This window comes from Burkholderia cepacia, assembly GCF_001039005.1.
Lineage (GTDB): Bacteria > Pseudomonadota > Gammaproteobacteria > Burkholderiales > Burkholderiaceae > Burkholderia > Burkholderia theae.
This window is the reverse complement of the sequence record NZ_LDWR01000007.1, coordinates 13127-28916: the sequence shown is the minus strand read 5'-3', so window position 1 is coordinate 28916 and position 15790 is coordinate 13127. Positions and strand designations below refer to the sequence as shown.

General features: G+C 67.3%; 12 protein-coding genes. 6 read left to right on the top strand and 6 right to left on the bottom strand.

Going from position 1 to position 15790, the window contains the following annotated elements; translation table 11 throughout:
- Positions 1-178 precede the first annotated feature (178 nt).
- The gene (locus VL15_RS03480; RefSeq protein ID WP_048243135.1) at positions 179-1396 is read left to right on the top strand and encodes a Bcr/CflA family multidrug efflux MFS transporter; all 1218 of its coding nucleotides are present in this window, start codon (positions 179-181) and stop codon (positions 1394-1396) included.
- A 99-nt stretch (positions 1397-1495) separates the two neighbouring features.
- Here VL15_RS03480 and VL15_RS03475 read toward each other — a convergent pair whose 3' ends face one another.
- From VL15_RS03475 to zwf, 3 genes are all read right to left on the bottom strand, one after another.
- Entirely contained in the window at positions 1496-3424 is a 1929-nt protein-coding gene (locus VL15_RS03475; protein ID WP_048243134.1) for a bifunctional transcriptional regulator/glucokinase, read from the bottom strand.
- Positions 3402-4082: a 6-phosphogluconolactonase gene (gene pgl, locus VL15_RS03470; RefSeq protein ID WP_048243133.1), complete on the bottom strand. Its 681-nt coding sequence runs from the start codon at positions 4080-4082 to the stop codon at positions 3402-3404. Before pgl ends, VL15_RS03475 begins: the two co-directional genes overlap by 23 nt.
- A gap of 88 nt (positions 4083-4170) precedes the next feature.
- Entirely contained in the window at positions 4171-5640 is a 1470-nt protein-coding gene (zwf, locus tag VL15_RS03465) for a glucose-6-phosphate dehydrogenase (RefSeq protein WP_048243132.1), read from the bottom strand.
- Between the two features lie 430 nt (positions 5641-6070).
- Between zwf and VL15_RS03460 the strand changes: the two genes are divergently transcribed.
- From VL15_RS03460 to VL15_RS03445, 4 genes are all read left to right on the top strand, one after another.
- On the top strand, positions 6071-7318 hold the full coding sequence (locus VL15_RS03460) for an ABC transporter substrate-binding protein (RefSeq protein ID WP_048243131.1): 1248 nt from the start codon (positions 6071-6073) through the stop codon (positions 7316-7318).
- A 138-nt stretch (positions 7319-7456) separates the two neighbouring features.
- A complete protein-coding gene (locus VL15_RS03455) occupies positions 7457-8389 on the top strand; it encodes a carbohydrate ABC transporter permease (RefSeq protein WP_048243130.1) in 933 nt (310 codons plus the stop codon).
- A complete protein-coding gene (locus tag VL15_RS03450; protein ID WP_048243129.1) occupies positions 8379-9236 on the top strand; it encodes a carbohydrate ABC transporter permease in 858 nt (285 codons plus the stop codon). The genes VL15_RS03455 and VL15_RS03450 overlap by 11 nt, the downstream gene beginning before the upstream one ends.
- A gap of 112 nt (positions 9237-9348) precedes the next feature.
- Positions 9349-10467 (top strand): ABC transporter ATP-binding protein, encoded by a 1119-nt coding sequence (locus tag VL15_RS03445; protein WP_048243128.1) that lies wholly within the window; start codon positions 9349-9351, stop codon positions 10465-10467.
- Between the two features lie 98 nt (positions 10468-10565).
- Here the strand turns inward: VL15_RS03445 and VL15_RS03440 are convergent, their stop codons facing one another.
- The 3 genes from VL15_RS03440 to trxB form a co-directional block, all read right to left on the bottom strand.
- A complete protein-coding gene (locus tag VL15_RS03440; protein WP_048243127.1) occupies positions 10566-11189 on the bottom strand; it encodes a trimeric intracellular cation channel family protein in 624 nt (207 codons plus the stop codon).
- On the bottom strand, positions 11176-11955 hold the full coding sequence (locus VL15_RS03435; RefSeq protein WP_048243126.1) for a Smr/MutS family protein: 780 nt from the start codon (positions 11953-11955) through the stop codon (positions 11176-11178). The genes VL15_RS03440 and VL15_RS03435 overlap by 14 nt, the downstream gene beginning before the upstream one ends.
- A 136-nt stretch (positions 11956-12091) precedes the next feature.
- Positions 12092-13054: a thioredoxin-disulfide reductase gene (gene trxB, locus VL15_RS03430; RefSeq protein ID WP_048243125.1), complete on the bottom strand. Its 963-nt coding sequence runs from the start codon at positions 13052-13054 to the stop codon at positions 12092-12094.
- Between the two features lie 395 nt (positions 13055-13449).
- Between trxB and VL15_RS03425 the strand changes: the two genes are divergently transcribed.
- Entirely contained in the window at positions 13450-15759 is a 2310-nt protein-coding gene (locus tag VL15_RS03425; RefSeq protein WP_048243124.1) for a DNA translocase FtsK, read from the top strand.
- Positions 15760-15790: the final 31 nt, after the last annotated feature.

Genomic DNA, 15790 nt, shown 5'->3' with positions numbered 1-15790 from the left:
GTGCGATCTCGCGCGGCGGGCGCCGCACCGGTGTTTCCCGGCCTGCTACCGCACACGGCCGGCGGCCGTGAAAAAGTTGCGCGTACAATCATGGGCCTGAGCGCGCCATCCACGGCGCGGCCTCCCGTCTTCACCGCCACGCGCGCCCCGATGCGCGCGGGCTCCATTCCGGATACCCATGTCTCACGTCGTCCGGCGCCGGCCCGATGCCCGGCTGATCCTGTTGCTCGGCGCGCTTGCCGCCTGCGGGCCCATCGCCACCGACATGTACCTGCCGAGCCTGCCGTCGATCGCCGACGGCTTCTCCGTCAGCCCCGGCGCCGCGCAGCGCACGCTGACGAGCTTCATGGCCGGCTTCTCGGTCGGCATGCTGCTGTACGGTCCGCTGTCCGACACGTGGGGCCGCCGTCCGGTGCTGCTCGGCGGCATCGCGCTGTTCACGCTCGCGAGCATCGGCTGCTTCGTGTCGGGCTCGATCGACATGTTGATCATCGTGCGCTTCCTGCAGGCGCTCGGTGCCGGCGCCGCGTCGGTGCTCGCGCGTGCGATCGCGCGCGACGCGCACGAGCCGAGCGACGCGGCGAAGGTGCTGTCGATGGTCGCGATCGTCACCGCGGTCGGGCCGCTGCTCGCGCCGCTCATCGGCGGCCAGATCCTGCGCTTCTCGGGCTGGCGCGGCGTGTTCGTCGTGCTGGCGGTGTTCGGCGCGGTGTGCGCGGCGACCGCATACCTGCGCGTGCCCGAAACCTGGCCGAAGGAGCGGCGCAAGAGCACGGCCGTGCTCGCGTCGTTCGCATCGTACGGGCGCATCCTGTCCGATCCCGTTGCGTGGGGGCACATGCTGTGCGGCGGGATGGCGTTCGCGTCGATGTTCTCGTACATCACCGCGACCCCGTTCGTGTACATCGAGTATTTCCACGTGTCGCCGCAACACTACGGGCTGTTGTTCGGCCTGAACGTCGTCGGGATCATGATCGGCAATTTCGCGAACACGCGGCTCGTCGGCCGCATCGGCTCGCTGCGCATCATCGCGGCCGCGTCGCTCGTGAGCTGCATCGCGTCGCTCGCGGTCGCGCTCGTCGCGCTGACCGGGTGGGGCGGGCTGTGGTCGATCGTCGTGTGCCTGTTCTTCGTCGTCGGCGTGGTCGGGATTCTGTCCGCGAACTGCACGACCGACCTCATGCATCGTTATCCGCACAACGCGGGCGCGTCGGCGGCCGTGTTCGGCGCGATGCAGCTCGCGCTCGGCGCGCTCGCGAGCGTCGCGATCGGCGCACTCGCGGACGGCACGCCGTTCGCGATGGGCGTGACGATCGGCGTGTCGGGCGTGCTGTGTTTCGCCGGACGCTACCTCGTGCTGCGCTGGCATGGGCGGCCCGTGCCAGCGGGCGCCTGAACCGGCAGCCGGAAGGCACAAAGAAAAACGCCACCGCGCGCGATGCGCCGGTGGCGTTTTTCGTTGGGGTGCAGGAAGCGGCTTGCGCCGCGCCGTGCATCAATCCCGCGCGACGTCCTTCGCCGCCGGCGACGCGCCGTGGCTTAGCCAGTCGAGCACGTCAGCCGTTTCGTCGTCGCTCGCACGCGCCTTCGCCTGCGCGACGGCCTCGGGCAGTTCGCCGTTCGTCGACGCGCGGCGGATCGCGACGCCGACCGCGAGGATGTCGATCATCAGCAGATGCAGGATCCGCGAGATCATCGACAGCTGCGACTCGCGCATCTCGATGTGGTCGGTCTCGAGCGCGACGGTCGCGCGCTTCGCGAGCGGCGTGTTGCTCGACGTGATCGCGATCACCTTCGCGCCGGCCTGCATCGCGACATCGAGCACGCGCAGCAACTCGGGCGCGCGTCCCGACTTCGACACCGCGACGATCACGTCGCCCTTGCCGAGCAGCGCGGCCGACGCGGCCTGCATGTACAGGTCGCCGTACGCGATCGTTGGGATCCCGAAGCGGAAGAACTTGTAGTGCGCGTCCTGCGCGACGATGTTCGAGTTGCCGAGCCCGTAGAACTCGATGCGCCGCGCGCCGTTCAGGATCTCGATCGCGTTCTCGACGTGTTCGAAATTCAGGTGTTCGCGCAGTTGCAGGATCGCCGACACCGTGTTGTCGAGCACCTTCGCGCCGAAGTCGGTGGCCGTGTCGCCGAGGTGCACCTGGCTGTGGCTCATCGGAATCGTGCCGGTGAGGCCGGTGGCGAGCTTCAGCTTGAAGTCCGACAGCCCCTGGCAGCCGAGCGAGCGGCAGAAGCGGATCACCGTCGGCTGGCTCACGTCCGCCTTGCGCGCGATGTCGACGATCGGATCGTTGATGATCGAGCGCGGGTGGTTCAGCGCGAGATCGGCGACGCGGCGCTCGGCCGGCGTCAGCGCGTCGCGCATCTGGCGGATCCGTTCGAACACGGCCGACGATGCGCCGCCCGAGCGGTTCGACAGCTGCTCCGCGAGGATCGCCGATACGCCGAGGAACGCCGGGTATTCGGCGGTGATCAGGTAGGTCGGGATGTTCTCGAGATAGTGCGTGAAGCGGCCCTTCGCCTCGAAGCGCGCGCGGAACGACGAGCGCGTGAACAGTTCGCCGAGCTTCAGCGCGACGCCGCCGCCGATGTAGACACCGCCGAGCGCGCCGAGCGTCAGCGCGACGCTGCCGGCGAACGCGCCGAGAATCCCGCAGAAGCATTCGACCGTCTCGAGCGCAAGCGCGTCGCCCGCATGTGCACGCTCGACGATCTCCACCGTGTCGATGGTCGCGGCGACGCGTTTCTTGTCGCGCGCGGCGAGCGCGCGATAGATGATCTCCATGCCGGGGCCCGCGCACACACGCTCGAACGACACGTGCGGAAACTTCTTGCGCGCGTACTGCAGCACCAGATCCTCGCGCTCGTCCTGCGGCGCGAACGACGCGTGGCCGCCTTCGCTGCCGAGTGCGATCCAGCGGTCGTCGGCCGGAATCAGCCCCGACACGCCGAGCCCGGTGCCGGGCCCGAGCAGCCCGATCACGCTGTTCTGGCGCCGCGCGCCGCCGCCGACCTGCACGCGCTGCGCATCGGTCAGGCCCGGCAGCGCCATCGCGAGCGCGGTGAAATCGTTGACGACGAGCAGCGTGTCGAAGCCGAGCGCACGGCGCGTCGCCTCGATCGAGAAGCTCCAGTCGTGGTTGGTCATCGTGACCTGGTCGCCGTCGACCGGATTGGCGATCGCGATCGCCGCGTGGTTCACGCGGCTGATCTTCACGTCCTTCAGGTACTTGCGGATCGCGTCGGTGATCGTCGGGTAATCGGCGCCGGGATACACGCGGATCTGCGTGATCTCGCCCGGGCCGGTTTCCAGCGCGAAGCGCGCGTTGGTGCCGCCGACATCCGCGAGCAGGCGCGGGCCGTCGGCATGCTGACTCGCGACGACCGCCTTACTTTGCGCACCAGTAGACATCGAGCTGGGTCCCCTTGTCGTTGGCCAGTTGGGAAATCGCGTTCTTCTGCAGCGACGCGGCCGCGGCGTCGAGCACGTCGCGCTTGGCGGGGCCCGCGATCAGCAGGAACAGCCGGTCGACGCGCTTGAGCGCATCGAGCGAAAAACTGACGCGCGCATGCGGCGCGGCGCCGGGATGCACGGCGACGAAACGCTCGGGCGTCGCGATCGCGTGGCCCCATTCGGGCGCGTCGGCGAAGATCGACGCGGTGTGGCCGTCCTCGCCCATGCCGAGCACCGCGACGTTCGGCACGCGGTAGTCGGCATTCGCGTTCAGCGCGGCGACGTGCGCGTCGAGCGACGCGCGCGTGTCGACGAGCGGCAGGAAGCGGGCGGGGGCCGCCGCGTGCTGCAGCAGCGTGTCGCGCACGAGGTGCGCATTGCTCGCCGCGTCGCCTTCCGGCACCCAGCGGTCGTCGACCAGCGTGACGTCGACGCCGGCCCAGTCGAGCGCCGCATGCGACAGCGTTTGCAGGAACGGGCGCGGGCTCGTGCCGCCGGACACCGCGAGCGTCGGCCGCGCGGGGCCGGCGAGCGCCGCGCGCAGCGCATCGCCGACGGCGCGCGCGAGCGCTTCGCTTTGCGCTTCCTGGGTGTCGAAAGCGTGGATCTCGATCACATCTCCTCCGGACTGCTTTGTCTGTTCAAATCGTATGAATCGTGGGGCACGTTGCCGGACGCGGTGGCGCGCACGGCAACGGTCTACATCAGTTTTCTTCCTCGAGCCAGCAGGTGTCGTGCTGCGCGAGCATCGCACTCGCCGCGGCCGGCCCCCACGTGCCCGCCGCGTACGGCTTCGGCGGCTTCAGCGAGCGCGCCCATTCGTTCAGGATGGGCTCGACCCAGCGCCATGCGGCTTCCTGTTCGTCGCGGCGCACGAACAGCGCGAGCCGGCCGTTGATCACGTCGAGCAGCAGGCGCTGGTACGCCTCCATCTGTCCTTCCTTGAAGAACTGGTCGAACGCGAGGTCGAGGTGCACGCTCGCGAGGTTCATCCCTTCGCCGGGCTGCTTCGCGAGACAGTACAGGCGGATCGTCTCGTTCGGCTGCAGCCGGATCACGAGGCGGTTCGAACCGGCGCGCAGCGCGGTCGGTCCGAGCGCCGAGTGCGGCACCGGGCGGAAGTTGACGACGATCTCCGCGACGCGGTCGGCGAGACGCTTGCCGGTGCGCAGGAAAAACGGCACGCCGGCCCAGCGCCAGTTCTCGATCTCGACCTTCAGCGCGACGAAGGTTTCGGTCGCGCTGTCGGGCTTCACGCCCGGTTCGGTCGCGTAGGCCGGCACCTGCGCGCCCTTGATCACGCCCGCATGATACTGGCCGCGCACGGCGACCTTGCCGATATCGCGCGGATCGATCGGCTTCAGCGCGCGCAGCACGCGCAGCTTTTCGTCGCGTACCGAGTCGGAATCCATCGAGTGCGGCGGCTCCATCGCGACGATCGACAGCAGCTGCAGCAGGTGGTTCTGCACCATGTCGCGCAGCGCGCCCGTATTGTCGTAGAAATCGCCGCGTGCCTCGACGCCGAGTTCCTCGGCGATCGTGATCTGGATGCTCTCGACCCATTCGCGGCGCCACAGCGGCTCGAACAGCGCGTTGCCGAAACGCAGCGCGAGCAGGTTCTGCACCGGCTCCTTGCCGAGGTAGTGGTCGATCCGGTAGATCTGGTCTTCCGCGAAGATCTCGCCGACCGCGTCGTTGATCGCATTCGACGAGCGCAGGTCGTAGCCGAGCGGCTTCTCGAGCACGATGCGCGAGCCTTCGTTCAGCCCGACCGACGCGAGCGCGTTGCAGATCGGCACGAACAGCGACGGGCCCGTCGCGAGATAAAACACACGAATGCCGGGCAGCGACGCGATCGCGTCGCGCAGCACGACGTAGTCTTCCGCGCGGCCGAGATCGAGCTTCACGTACTCGATGCGATCGAGGAAGGATTTCCACGCGGCTTCGTCGAGCGTGTTGCCGGCTGCCTTGGCCGCATGCGGCTTCACATGCGTATCGACCCACTCGAGATAACCCGCCCGATCCGATTCGTGCCGCGCCACTGCGACGATCCGGCCGCTCTCCGCCAGCATGTTCGCGCGATGCGCTTCGAACAGCGCAGGCAGGATCTTGCGCATCGACAGATCGCCGGTGCCGCCGAAAAGTACGAAGGTAAAGCTGGAATCGGTATGCATGTGTCTCCGCCGGGTTGGGGTGCTGGGAAGCGATCCGTAGTGCGATAAAAATATTTTTGACACTGAATTGTAGTTTAACTACAATCCGCCGCAAGGGGTAGCACCTGGGCGAAGAAAAAAAGAAGTGCGGTCGATGAACTGCGCGAGCTTCGCCGGTGGGTGCGCCTAGTGCCGAATGTTATCGGACATTGACGGCGCGCATCGTCCGCGCACCGTCGGCCCCGGGCTCGCGTCGCAGCATCGCGGCGGGCCAGAAACACAAAGAGGAGACACGCCGTTGAATCTCGATTCACGCTTTCTGTAAGAGCCCGGCCGGTCATCGGCCCCGTACGCTGCATGCGTCCCGCGGCTCGATTTCCCCGTCGTTATCAAGAAGCCGGTTCCCGGTCAGGGAACCTCACGAGTTGATTCAGTCTGGAGGAGATAAGTAATGAAAATTCGCTCGATCATGGGTGCGCTCTGCGCGGCAGGTCTGATGGCTGGCGCCGTGGCGGCGCAGGCAGCCGAGAATGTAACGGTGCTGCACTGGTGGACCTCGGGCGGCGAGTCGAAGGCCGTCGGCGTGCTGAAGGACGACTTGCAGAAGCAGGGCTACGTGTGGAAGGACTTCGCGGTCGCGGGCGGCGCGGGTGCAGCGGCGATGACGGCGCTGAAGACCAAGGTGATCAGCGGCGACGCACCGTCGGCCGCGCAGATCAAGGGCCCGCTGATCCAGGACTGGGCCGACCAGGGCGTGCTCGTCAACATCGATTCCGCCGCCGGCGACTGGAAGCAGAACCTGCCGCCGGAAATCGACAAGATCATCAAGTACAAGGGCCACACCGTTGCCGCGCCGTTCTCGGTGCACCGCGTGAACTGGCTGTACATCAACAAGGCCGCGCTCGACAAGATCGGCGCGAAGGTGCCGACGACCTGGCCTGAATTCTTCGCGGTGGCCGACAAGCTGAAGGCCGCGGGCATCCAGCCGGTCGCGATGGGCGGCCAGCCGTGGCAGGACCTGACGCTGTGGGAAGACGTCGTGCTGTCGCAGGGCCCGGCGTTCTACAAGAAGGCGCTCGTCGATCTCGACCAGGCGACGCTGACGTCGCCGCAGATGCTGTCCGTGTTCGACACGGTGCGCAAGATCCAGGGCTACTTCGATACCGGCCGCAACGGCCGCGACTGGAACCTCGCGACCGCGATGGTGATCAACGGCAAGGCCGGCATGCAGTTCATGGGCGACTGGGCGAAGGGCGAGTTCGAGAACGCGGGCAAGAAGGCGGGCAAGGACTACATCTGCGCGGCGGTGCCGGGTACGGCGAATTCGTACACGTTCAACGTCGATTCGTTCGTGTTCTTCCAGCAAAAGGGCGAGAAGGCCGCGACGGCGGGCCAGCTCGCGCTCGCGAAGACCATCATGACGCCGGACTTCCAGGAGCAGTTCAGCCTGCTGAAGGGTTCGGTGCCCGTGCGCCTCGGCGTGAAGATGGACAAGTTCGACGACTGCGCGAAGAAGTCGTATGCCGACGAGCAGACCGCGATCAAGTCGGGCGGCTTCGTGCCGTCGCTCGCGCACGGGATGGCGCAGAGCGATGCGACCGCCGGCGCGATCACGGACGTCGTGACGAAGTTCATGAACTCGCAGCAGGATTCGAAGAGCGCGGTCGCCGCGCTCGCGAAGGCCGCGAAGGTCAAGTAACGCGCGACAGGCGCCCGGCTGGTAGCGCTTCATCGGCCGGGCGTTTTTGCATGTGCAGCAAACGGGCTCGCCCGCGAGCCCGTGCCGTAACCGGCGCCGGCCCGGCCTGCGCCGCCCTCGTTCCAGGAGTCGAATCAAGTGGCTGCCCCTCTTAGCGGAAACGGATCCGGCGCCGCGCGGCGTACATCGCCGATGTCGGCCTTCGCCGATCGCTGGATTCCGAAGCTCGTGCTTGCGCCGAGCGTCGCGATCGCCGTGGTGTTCATCTACGGCTTCATCCTGATTACCGGCTATCTGTCGCTGACCAACTCGCGGCTGTTGCCGAACTACGAATTCGACGGCTTCGGCCGTTACTCGGACCTGTTCCAGAACGACGTGTGGTGGACCTCCGCCGCGAACCTCGGCTGGTTCGGGATTCCATTCATCGCGGTCTGCGTCGCGCTCGGGCTGTTCCTCGCGATCCTGCTCGACCAGCGGATCCGCAACGAAGGTGCGCTGCGCGCGATCTTCCTGTACCCGATGGCGCTGTCGTTCATCGTCACCGGCACCGCGTGGCAGTGGATCCTGAACCCGGGCCTCGGCCTCGAGAAGGTGATGCACGACTGGGGCTGGACGAGTTTCTCGTTCGACTGGCTCGGCGATCCGGACAAGGCGATCTTCTGCGTGGTGATCGCGGCCGTCTGGCAGTCGACCGGCTTCGTGATGGCGCTGTTCCTCGCGGGGCTGCGCGGCGTCGATGCCGAAATCTTCAAGGCCGCGCAGGTCGACGGCGCGACGCTGCCGACCATCTACCGCAAGATCGTGATCCCGAGCATGCGCCCGGTGTTCTTCTCGGTGCTGCTGATCCTGTGCCACATCACGATCAAGACCTTCGACCTCGTCGTCGCGCTGACGGCGGGCGGCCCGGGCACGTCGTCCTCGCTGCCGGCGATGTTCATGTATACGTTTTCGTTCAACCGCGGCCAGCTCGGGCTCGGCGCGGCGTCGTCGGTGATGATGCTCGCGACCGTGGTCGCGGTGCTGGTGCCGCTGATGTATATGGAATCGAGGAGCACCCGCAATGCAGCCTAAGATGACGATCAGCCGGGCAGTGATCTATGCGGCGCTGATCCTGTTCGCGCTGTATTTCCTGTTCCCGATCTACGTGATGCTGTCGACGTCGTTCAAGGATCTCGACCAACTGCGCACCGGCAACCTGCTGACGCCGCCCACCAGCTGGACCATCGATCCGTGGGTGAAGGCATGGAGCGGCGCGTGTACCGGCGTGCGCTGCGACGGGATGAAGCCGTTCTTCCTGAACTCGCTGCAGATGGTGATCCCGGCCGTGCTGATCTCGTCGCTGATCGGCGCGTTCAACGGCTACGTGCTCACGCACTGGCGCTTTCGCGGCGCGGACGCGCTGTTCACGATGATGCTGGTCGGCTGCTTCATCCCGTTCCAGGTGATCCTGCTGCCGATGGCGCGCCTGCAGGGGATGCTCGGCCTCGCCAACACGATTCCCGGCCTCGTGTTCGTGCACGTCGTGTACGGGATCGCGTTCACGACGATGTTCTTCCGCAACTTCTACGTGAGCGTGCCGTCCGAACTCGTGAAGGCCGCGCGCATCGACGGCGCGGGCTTCTTCACGATCTTCACGAAGATCCTGCTGCCCGTGTCGCTGCCGATCTTCATGGTGTGCCTGATCTGGCAATTCACGCAGATCTGGAACGACTTCCTGTTCGGGATCGTGTTTTCCGGCGTCGATTCGATGCCGATCACGGTTGCGCTGAACAACCTCGTCAACACGTCGACGGGCGTGAAGGAATACAACGTCGACATGGCCGGCGCGATCATCGCCGCGCTGCCGACGCTGCTCGTCTACATCGTCGCCGGCCGCTACTTCGTGCGCGGGCTGACGGCGGGCGCGGTGAAGGGGTAAGCGCGGTTTCATCCGAGACGACGAACCGGCCGCGCACATCGCGCGGCGCATCGAAACGAACCCGACGCGGCGCCGTAGTGCGCCGCGCGAGACGAGACAGAGGATTCACAGCATGGCAAGCCTTTCCATCCGTGACGTGTACAAGACCTACCCGAACGGGGTGCCGGTCCTGAAGGGTGTCGACATCGAGATCGAGGACGGACAGTTCCTGATCCTGGTCGGCGGTTCGGGCTGCGGGAAATCGACGCTGCTCAACATGATCGCCGGGCTCGAGACGGTCACGAGCGGCGAGATCTGCATCGACGGCAAGGTCGTCAACGACCTGTCGCCGAAGGATCGCGACATCGCGATGGTGTTCCAGTCGTACGCGCTGTATCCGTCGATGACGGTGCGCGAGAACATCTCGTTCGGGCTGAACATCCGCAAGGTGCCGAAGCACGAGCAGCAGCAGATCGTCGACCGCGTGTCGCAGATGCTGCAGATCCAGCATCTGCTCGACCGCAAGCCGGGCCAGCTGTCGGGCGGCCAGCGTCAGCGTGTCGCGATGGGCCGCGCGCTCGCACGCGATCCGTCGCTGTTCCTGTTCGACGAGCCGCTGTCGAACCTCGACGCGAAGCTGCGTATCGAGATGCGTGCGGAAATCAAGCTGCTGCACCAGCGCCTCGGCACGACGATCGTCTACGTGACGCACGACCAGATCGAGGCGATGACGCTCGGCGACCGGATCGCGGTGATGAAGGACGGCGTCGTCCAGCAGTTCGGCGCGCCGCAGGAGATCTACGATTCGCCGTCGAACCTGTTCGTCGCGGGTTTCATCGGCGCGCCGCCGATGAACTTCATCAACGGCAAGCTGGTCGAGCAGGGCAGCGGGATCGCGCTCGAGATCGACACGGGCCTCGCGCGCAGCGCGCTGACGCTGCCGTTCGACGCGAAGCGGATGAACGGCCACGTCGGCCGCGAGGTGATCCTCGGCCTGCGCCCGGAGCGCATCACCGACGCGCGCAACGCGCACCACGGCGAGGCGTCGAAGCTGCAGCCGATTGACGTGCGCGTCGACGTGACCGAGCCGACCGGGCCGGACACGCACGTGTTCGCGCAGGTGAACGGCAAGCGGATCGTGAGCCGCGTGCATCCGGCAGCGAACCCGCAGCCGGGGCAGACGCAGTCGCTGCTGTTCGACGTGTCGAAGGCCGTGCTGTTCGATCCGGCGTCGGAAGAGCGGATCGCGTGACGCGGCGTTCGCGCTGAATGAAAGACAAGGGGCCGTTTCGCACGGCCCCTTTTGTTTTGGCGAAGCGATTGACGCGACCGCTGTCGATGCCGCGGCAGTCAGTGCGGCAGCCGCACGTCGAACTTGAACGTCGCCAGCCGCGCGGCGAGGATGAAGCCGGTCGCGAGCAGCACGCTGTACACCGAGTCGAACTGCAGCCACACGAGCAGCAGGTAGAACCAGCAGCCGACGAACGCACAGGTCGCGTACGGCCGCGAATCGCGCAGGATCAGCGGGATGTCGTTGCACAGCACGTCGCGGACGATCCCGCCGACCACGCCGGTGATCACGCCCATCATCACCGCGATGAAGCGCGGCATTTCGGCGTCGAGCGCGATCGCCGTGCCCGAGATGCTGAAGATGCCGAGCCCGATCGCGTCGGCCACCAGCAGCAAGCGCTCGGCCGACAGTCGCGACAGCATCCGCAGCACGAACGGCGCGAACAGCGCGAGCACGAAGATCACGATCACGTAGTCGTCGTGCACGACCCAGTAGAACGGCCGGCGCTCGAGCAGGATGTCGCGCAGCGTGCCGCCGCCGAACGCGGTGGCGAGTGCGACGACGAACGTGCCGACCGAGTCGAGGCGGTTCTTGCGCGCCTCGATGAAGCCCGAGATCGCGAACGCCAGCGTGGCGATCGCCTCCAGTATCGCGATCGCGAGCGTCAGCCTAGGATGCGGCACGCGGCCCCCGGTCGGCGGGGCCCGCGAGCGGCTGCAACAGCACGAGCACCGCGCCCGCGCCCCCGTCGTTGCCGCGCGCCTCGCAGAACGCGATCACTTCTTCCTTCTGCACGAGCCACGCGCGCACCTTGCCCTTCAGCACGGGTTCCTTGCCGATCGAGCCGAGCCCCTTGCCGTGGATCACGCGCAGGCAGCGCAGCCCCTTCTTGCCGGCGTCGCGGATGAATTCGGCGAGCGCGTCGCGCGCCTCGTCGCGGCGCATCCCGTGCAGGTCGAGCTGCGCCTGCACGATCCACGCGCCGCTGCGCAGCCGGCGCACCACGTCGCGGCTGATGCCGGGGCGGTGGTAATACAGCGAGTCGTCGCAGTCGAGCAGCGTCTCGGGGTCGAATTCGTCGGACAGCGTCGCGTTCAGCACGTCTTCCTCGTCGCGCTGCGTCTGCTTCGGCACCGGGTCGGGCGGCATCCGGCCCGCCGCCGCGCGCGGCGGCGCGTTCAGCGGCCGGATCGTGCCGATTTCGTTGCGGAACAGGTTCGCGTCGGCCTCGGCCTTGCGCTCGGCCTTCGCGGTTTCGACGCGCGTGCGTTCGCGGCGCTCGGCTTCGCCTTTCAGGTTCGCGCGCAGCGCGCCGAGGCCGGCGAGGCCCTGGCCGCGCAATGCGGCCGGATCGGGCGCGGGCGGCGGGGCGGCCGGCGCGGGGTTCGCGGGACGGGCAGCGATCTTCCGCTTCGCGGGATCGCTCGGGTGAGGCTGGTTCTTCGCCATGATTCGGTACGCTGGACAGGCGCGCTCGGGCGCGCGGGCAAAAAAAAGCCGCTGCGCGACGGCAGCGGCTTTCCGGTCAAGCCCGCTTCGCGGCAGCGGACGCCATTGTAGCGTCCGGCGCGGCAGGGCTCGCGGCTTACTTCTTGTCGTGCAGGCTTTCGAGGTAGCGCTGCGCGTCGAGCGCGGCCATGCAGCCCGTGCCCGCGCTCGTGATCGCCTGGCGATACACGTTGTCCTGCACGTCGCCGGCGGCGAACACGCCCGCGACGCTCGTCGAGGTCGCGTTGCCGTGCAGGCCGCTCTTCGTCAGGATGTAGCCGTCCTTCATCTCGAGCTGGCCCTGGAACAGGTCGGTATTCGGCTTGTGGCCGATCGCGACGAACACGCCCTGCACGTCGAGGTCTTCCGTCGCGCCGGTCTTCACGTTCTTGATGCGCAGGCCGGTGACGCCCGAATCCGCGCCCGTCACTTCGTCGAGCACGTGATCCCACTTGATCTCGACGGCGCCTTCCTTTTCCTTCTCCAGCAGGCGGTCGATCAGGATCGGCTCCGCGCGGAACTTGTCGCGGCGATGGATCACCGTGACCTTCTTCGCGATGCCCGTCAGGTAGAGGGCTTCCTCGACGGCCGTGTTGCCGCCGCCGATCACCGCGACTTCCTGGCCGCGATAGAAGAAGCCGTCGCAGGTCGCGCAGGCCGACACGCCCTTGCCCATGAACGCTTCCTCGGACGGCAGGCCGAGATACTGAGCGGAGGCGCCGGTCGAGATGATCAGCGAGTCGCACGTGTATTCGCCCGAGTCGCCGATCAGGCGGATCGGCTGCTCGTGCAGTTTCGCGGTGTGGATGTGGTCGAAGACGATTTCGGTGTTGAAGCGCTCGGCGTGCTCGAGGAAGCGTGCCATCAGCTCCGGACCCTGCACGCCTTGCGCGTCTGCCGGCCAGTTTTCGACGTCGGTCGTGGTCATCAGCTGGCCGCCCTGCGCGATGCCGGTGATCAGCACCGGGGACAGGTTGGCGCGAGCCGCGTAGACGGCGGCCGTGTAGCCGGCGGGGCCGGAACCGAGAATCAGGACTTTGGCGTGTTTGGGCGTGGACATGTGCGAATCCGTAAGAGACGGCCGCGGCGGGCGGGGTAGGGCTCGCCGTACGGCCCGGGTTGACCGGGATGCCGTCATAGATGGGTATCAGACGCGCATTATAAAGGCCTCGTTGCTGCGCTGCCGAACGAGAGTTTCAATCGCGGCGATAGCGTTTCGCGGCGAGCCGCCCGCGCCGGCGCGGCGCGAAGGGAGGCCGGTGGCGCCCGGCGGCGCGTTGCCGCACGCCCCCCGCCACGGCACGGCAAGGCGGATTTCACCGCTCGCGGCGGCCGGTTCGGTCTCCCGGCCCTGTTATGTAACCGTCATTTACACTTGACGGCCCGGTGCAGCGTTTACAATAAGCGGGATCGAACGACAGGCGGGCGCACGGCCCGTCCTCTTTATACGGATTCATGGCAAAAGCTCCTTATTCCGCCCAGGCACAGGCGTTGCCGCACCGGATGTCGAAGCTCCTCACGGAGATCCGCTGGATTCTCCAGGTCGCGCTCTGCGCATTTCTGGTGATGGCCCTGCTGAGCTACAGCCGGCGCGATCCGAGCTGGACGCACGCCGCGCAGGTGGACCACATCTCCAACTGGGCCGGCCGCGTCGGTGCGTGGACGGCCGACATCATCCTGCTGCTGTTCGGCCTGTCGGCCTACTGGCTGATCGTGCCGCTCGGGCGGCGCATCGCGGTCAACTACCGCCGCATCACGCGCCACGAGGCGATTCCCGACGAACCCGAGCGGCCGATCGGCTGGCTCACCGAGATCTTCTCGTTCGTGCTCGTCGTGCTGGCGTGCGACGGCATCGAGGCGCTGCGCATGTGGTCGCTGAAGGTGCAGTTGCCGCGCGCGCCGGGCGGGGTCGTCGGCGAGGCCGTCGCGGGCGCGATGTCGCACGCGTTCGGCTTCACGGGCGGCACGCTGCTGCTGCTGATCGCGCTCGCGATCGGCCTGTCGCTGTATTTCCGCTTCTCCTGGCTGTCGGTTGCCGAGCGCGTCGGCGGCGCGATCCTGTCCGCCGTCAACGTCGCGAAGCTGCGCCGCGAGGCCGAGCGCGACCGCAAGCTCGGCGAGGCCGCGGCCGTGCGCCGCGAAGGCAAGGTCGAGGAGGAGCGCGTGCGCATCGAGGATCACGAGCCCGTGACGATCGTGCCGCCGGTCGTCACGCCGGCGAAGTCCGAGCGCGTCGAGCGCGAGCGCCAGGTGCCGCTCTTCACCGACCTGCCGGGCGATTCGACGCTGCCGCCGGTGTCGCTGCTCGATCCCGCGCCGAAGACCCAGGAGGCGATTTCCGCGGATACGCTCGAATTCACGTCGCGCCTGATCGAGAAGAAGCTGAAGGACTTCGGCGTCGAGGCGAGTGTCGTCGCCGCGTATCCGGGCCCGGTCGTCACGCGCTACGAGATCGAGCCGGCCACCGGCGTGAAGGGCAGCCAGATCGTCAACCTCGCGAAGGATCTCGCACGCTCGCTGTCGCTCGTGTCGATCCGCGTCGTCGAGACGATCCCCGGCAAGAACTACATGGCGCTCGAGTTGCCGAACCAGCGCCGCCAAACGGTGCACCTGTCCGAGATCATCGGTTCCGAGGTGTACGCGGCCGCGTCGTCGGCGCTGACGCTGAGCCTCGGCAAGGACATCGGCGGCAAGCCCGTGTGCGCGGATCTCGCGAAGATGCCGCACCTGCTCGTCGCCGGTACGACCGGCTCGGGCAAGTCGGTCGGGATCAACGCGATGATCCTGTCGCTGCTGTACAAGGCGACCGCCGAGCAGGTGCGCCTGATCCTGATCGATCCGAAGATGCTCGAAATGAGCGTCTACGAAGGCATTCCGCACCTGCTGTGCCCGGTCGTCACCGACATGCGCCAGGCCGGCCATGCACTGAACTGGACGGTCGCGGAGATGGAGCGCCGCTACAAGCTGATGAGCAAGCTCGGCGTGCGCAACCTCGCGGGCTACAACAACAAGATCGACGATGCGGCGAAGCGCGAGGAGAAGATCCCGAATCCGTTCAGCCTGACGCCGGACGATCCGGAGCCGCTCGGCCGCCTGCCGAACATCGTCGTCGTGATCGATGAGCTGGCCGACCTGATGATGGTCGTCGGCAAGAAGGTCGAGGAACTGATCGCACGGATCGCGCAGAAGGCGCGCGCAGCCGGCATCCACCTGATCCTCGCGACGCAGCGTCCGTCCGTCGACGTGATCACGGGCCTGATCAAGGCGAATGTGCCGACGCGGATCGCGTTCCAGGTGTCGTCGAAGATCGACTCGCGCACGATCCTTGACCAGATGGGCGCCGAATCGCTGCTCGGGATGGGCGACATGCTGTACCTGCCGCCGGGCTCCGGGTTGCCCGTGCGCGTGCACGGCGCGTTCGTCGGCGACGACGAAGTGCATCGCGTCGTCGACAAGCTCAAGGAGCGGGGCGAGCCGAACTACGTCGAGGGCCTGCTCGAAGGCGGCACCGCCGACGGCGACGAGGGCTCGGCCGGCGCGGGAACTGGCGAAGGCGGCAGCGAGTCTGATCCGCTGTACGACCAGGCGGTCGAGATCGTCATCAAGAACCGCCGCGCGTCGATCTCGCTCGTGCAGCGTCACCTGCGGATCGGCTATAACCGCGCGGCGCGGCTGCTCGAACAGATGGAGCAGTCGGGGCTCGTGTCGGCGATGTCGTCGAGCGGCAACCGCGAAATTCTTGTGCCGGCGCGCGACGCGGAATGAGTCCGCGGCGCCCGCAGCGCCGGCCACCCAC

What these genes read in the sequence shown, in the direction of transcription:
- VL15_RS03450 (WP_048243129.1), top strand. Translation starts at nt 8,379, where the DNA reads ATGCAGCCTAAGATGACGATCAGCCGGGCAGTGATCTATGCGGCGCTG.
- VL15_RS03480 (WP_048243135.1), top strand. Translation starts at nt 179, where the DNA reads ATGTCTCACGTCGTCCGGCGCCGGCCCGATGCCCGGCTGATCCTGTTG.
- VL15_RS03460 (WP_048243131.1), top strand. Translation starts at nt 6,071, where the DNA reads ATGAAAATTCGCTCGATCATGGGTGCGCTCTGCGCGGCAGGTCTGATG.
- VL15_RS03435 (WP_048243126.1), bottom strand. Translation starts at nt 11,955, where the DNA reads ATGGCGAAGAACCAGCCTCACCCGAGCGATCCCGCGAAGCGGAAGATC.
- VL15_RS03425 (WP_048243124.1), top strand. Translation starts at nt 13,450, where the DNA reads ATGGCAAAAGCTCCTTATTCCGCCCAGGCACAGGCGTTGCCGCACCGG.
- zwf (WP_048243132.1), bottom strand. Translation starts at nt 5,640, where the DNA reads ATGCATACCGATTCCAGCTTTACCTTCGTACTTTTCGGCGGCACCGGC.
- VL15_RS03475 (WP_048243134.1), bottom strand. Translation starts at nt 3,424, where the DNA reads ATGTCTACTGGTGCGCAAAGTAAGGCGGTCGTCGCGAGTCAGCATGCC.
- VL15_RS03445 (WP_048243128.1), top strand. Translation starts at nt 9,349, where the DNA reads ATGGCAAGCCTTTCCATCCGTGACGTGTACAAGACCTACCCGAACGGG.
- trxB (WP_048243125.1), bottom strand. Translation starts at nt 13,054, where the DNA reads ATGTCCACGCCCAAACACGCCAAAGTCCTGATTCTCGGTTCCGGCCCC.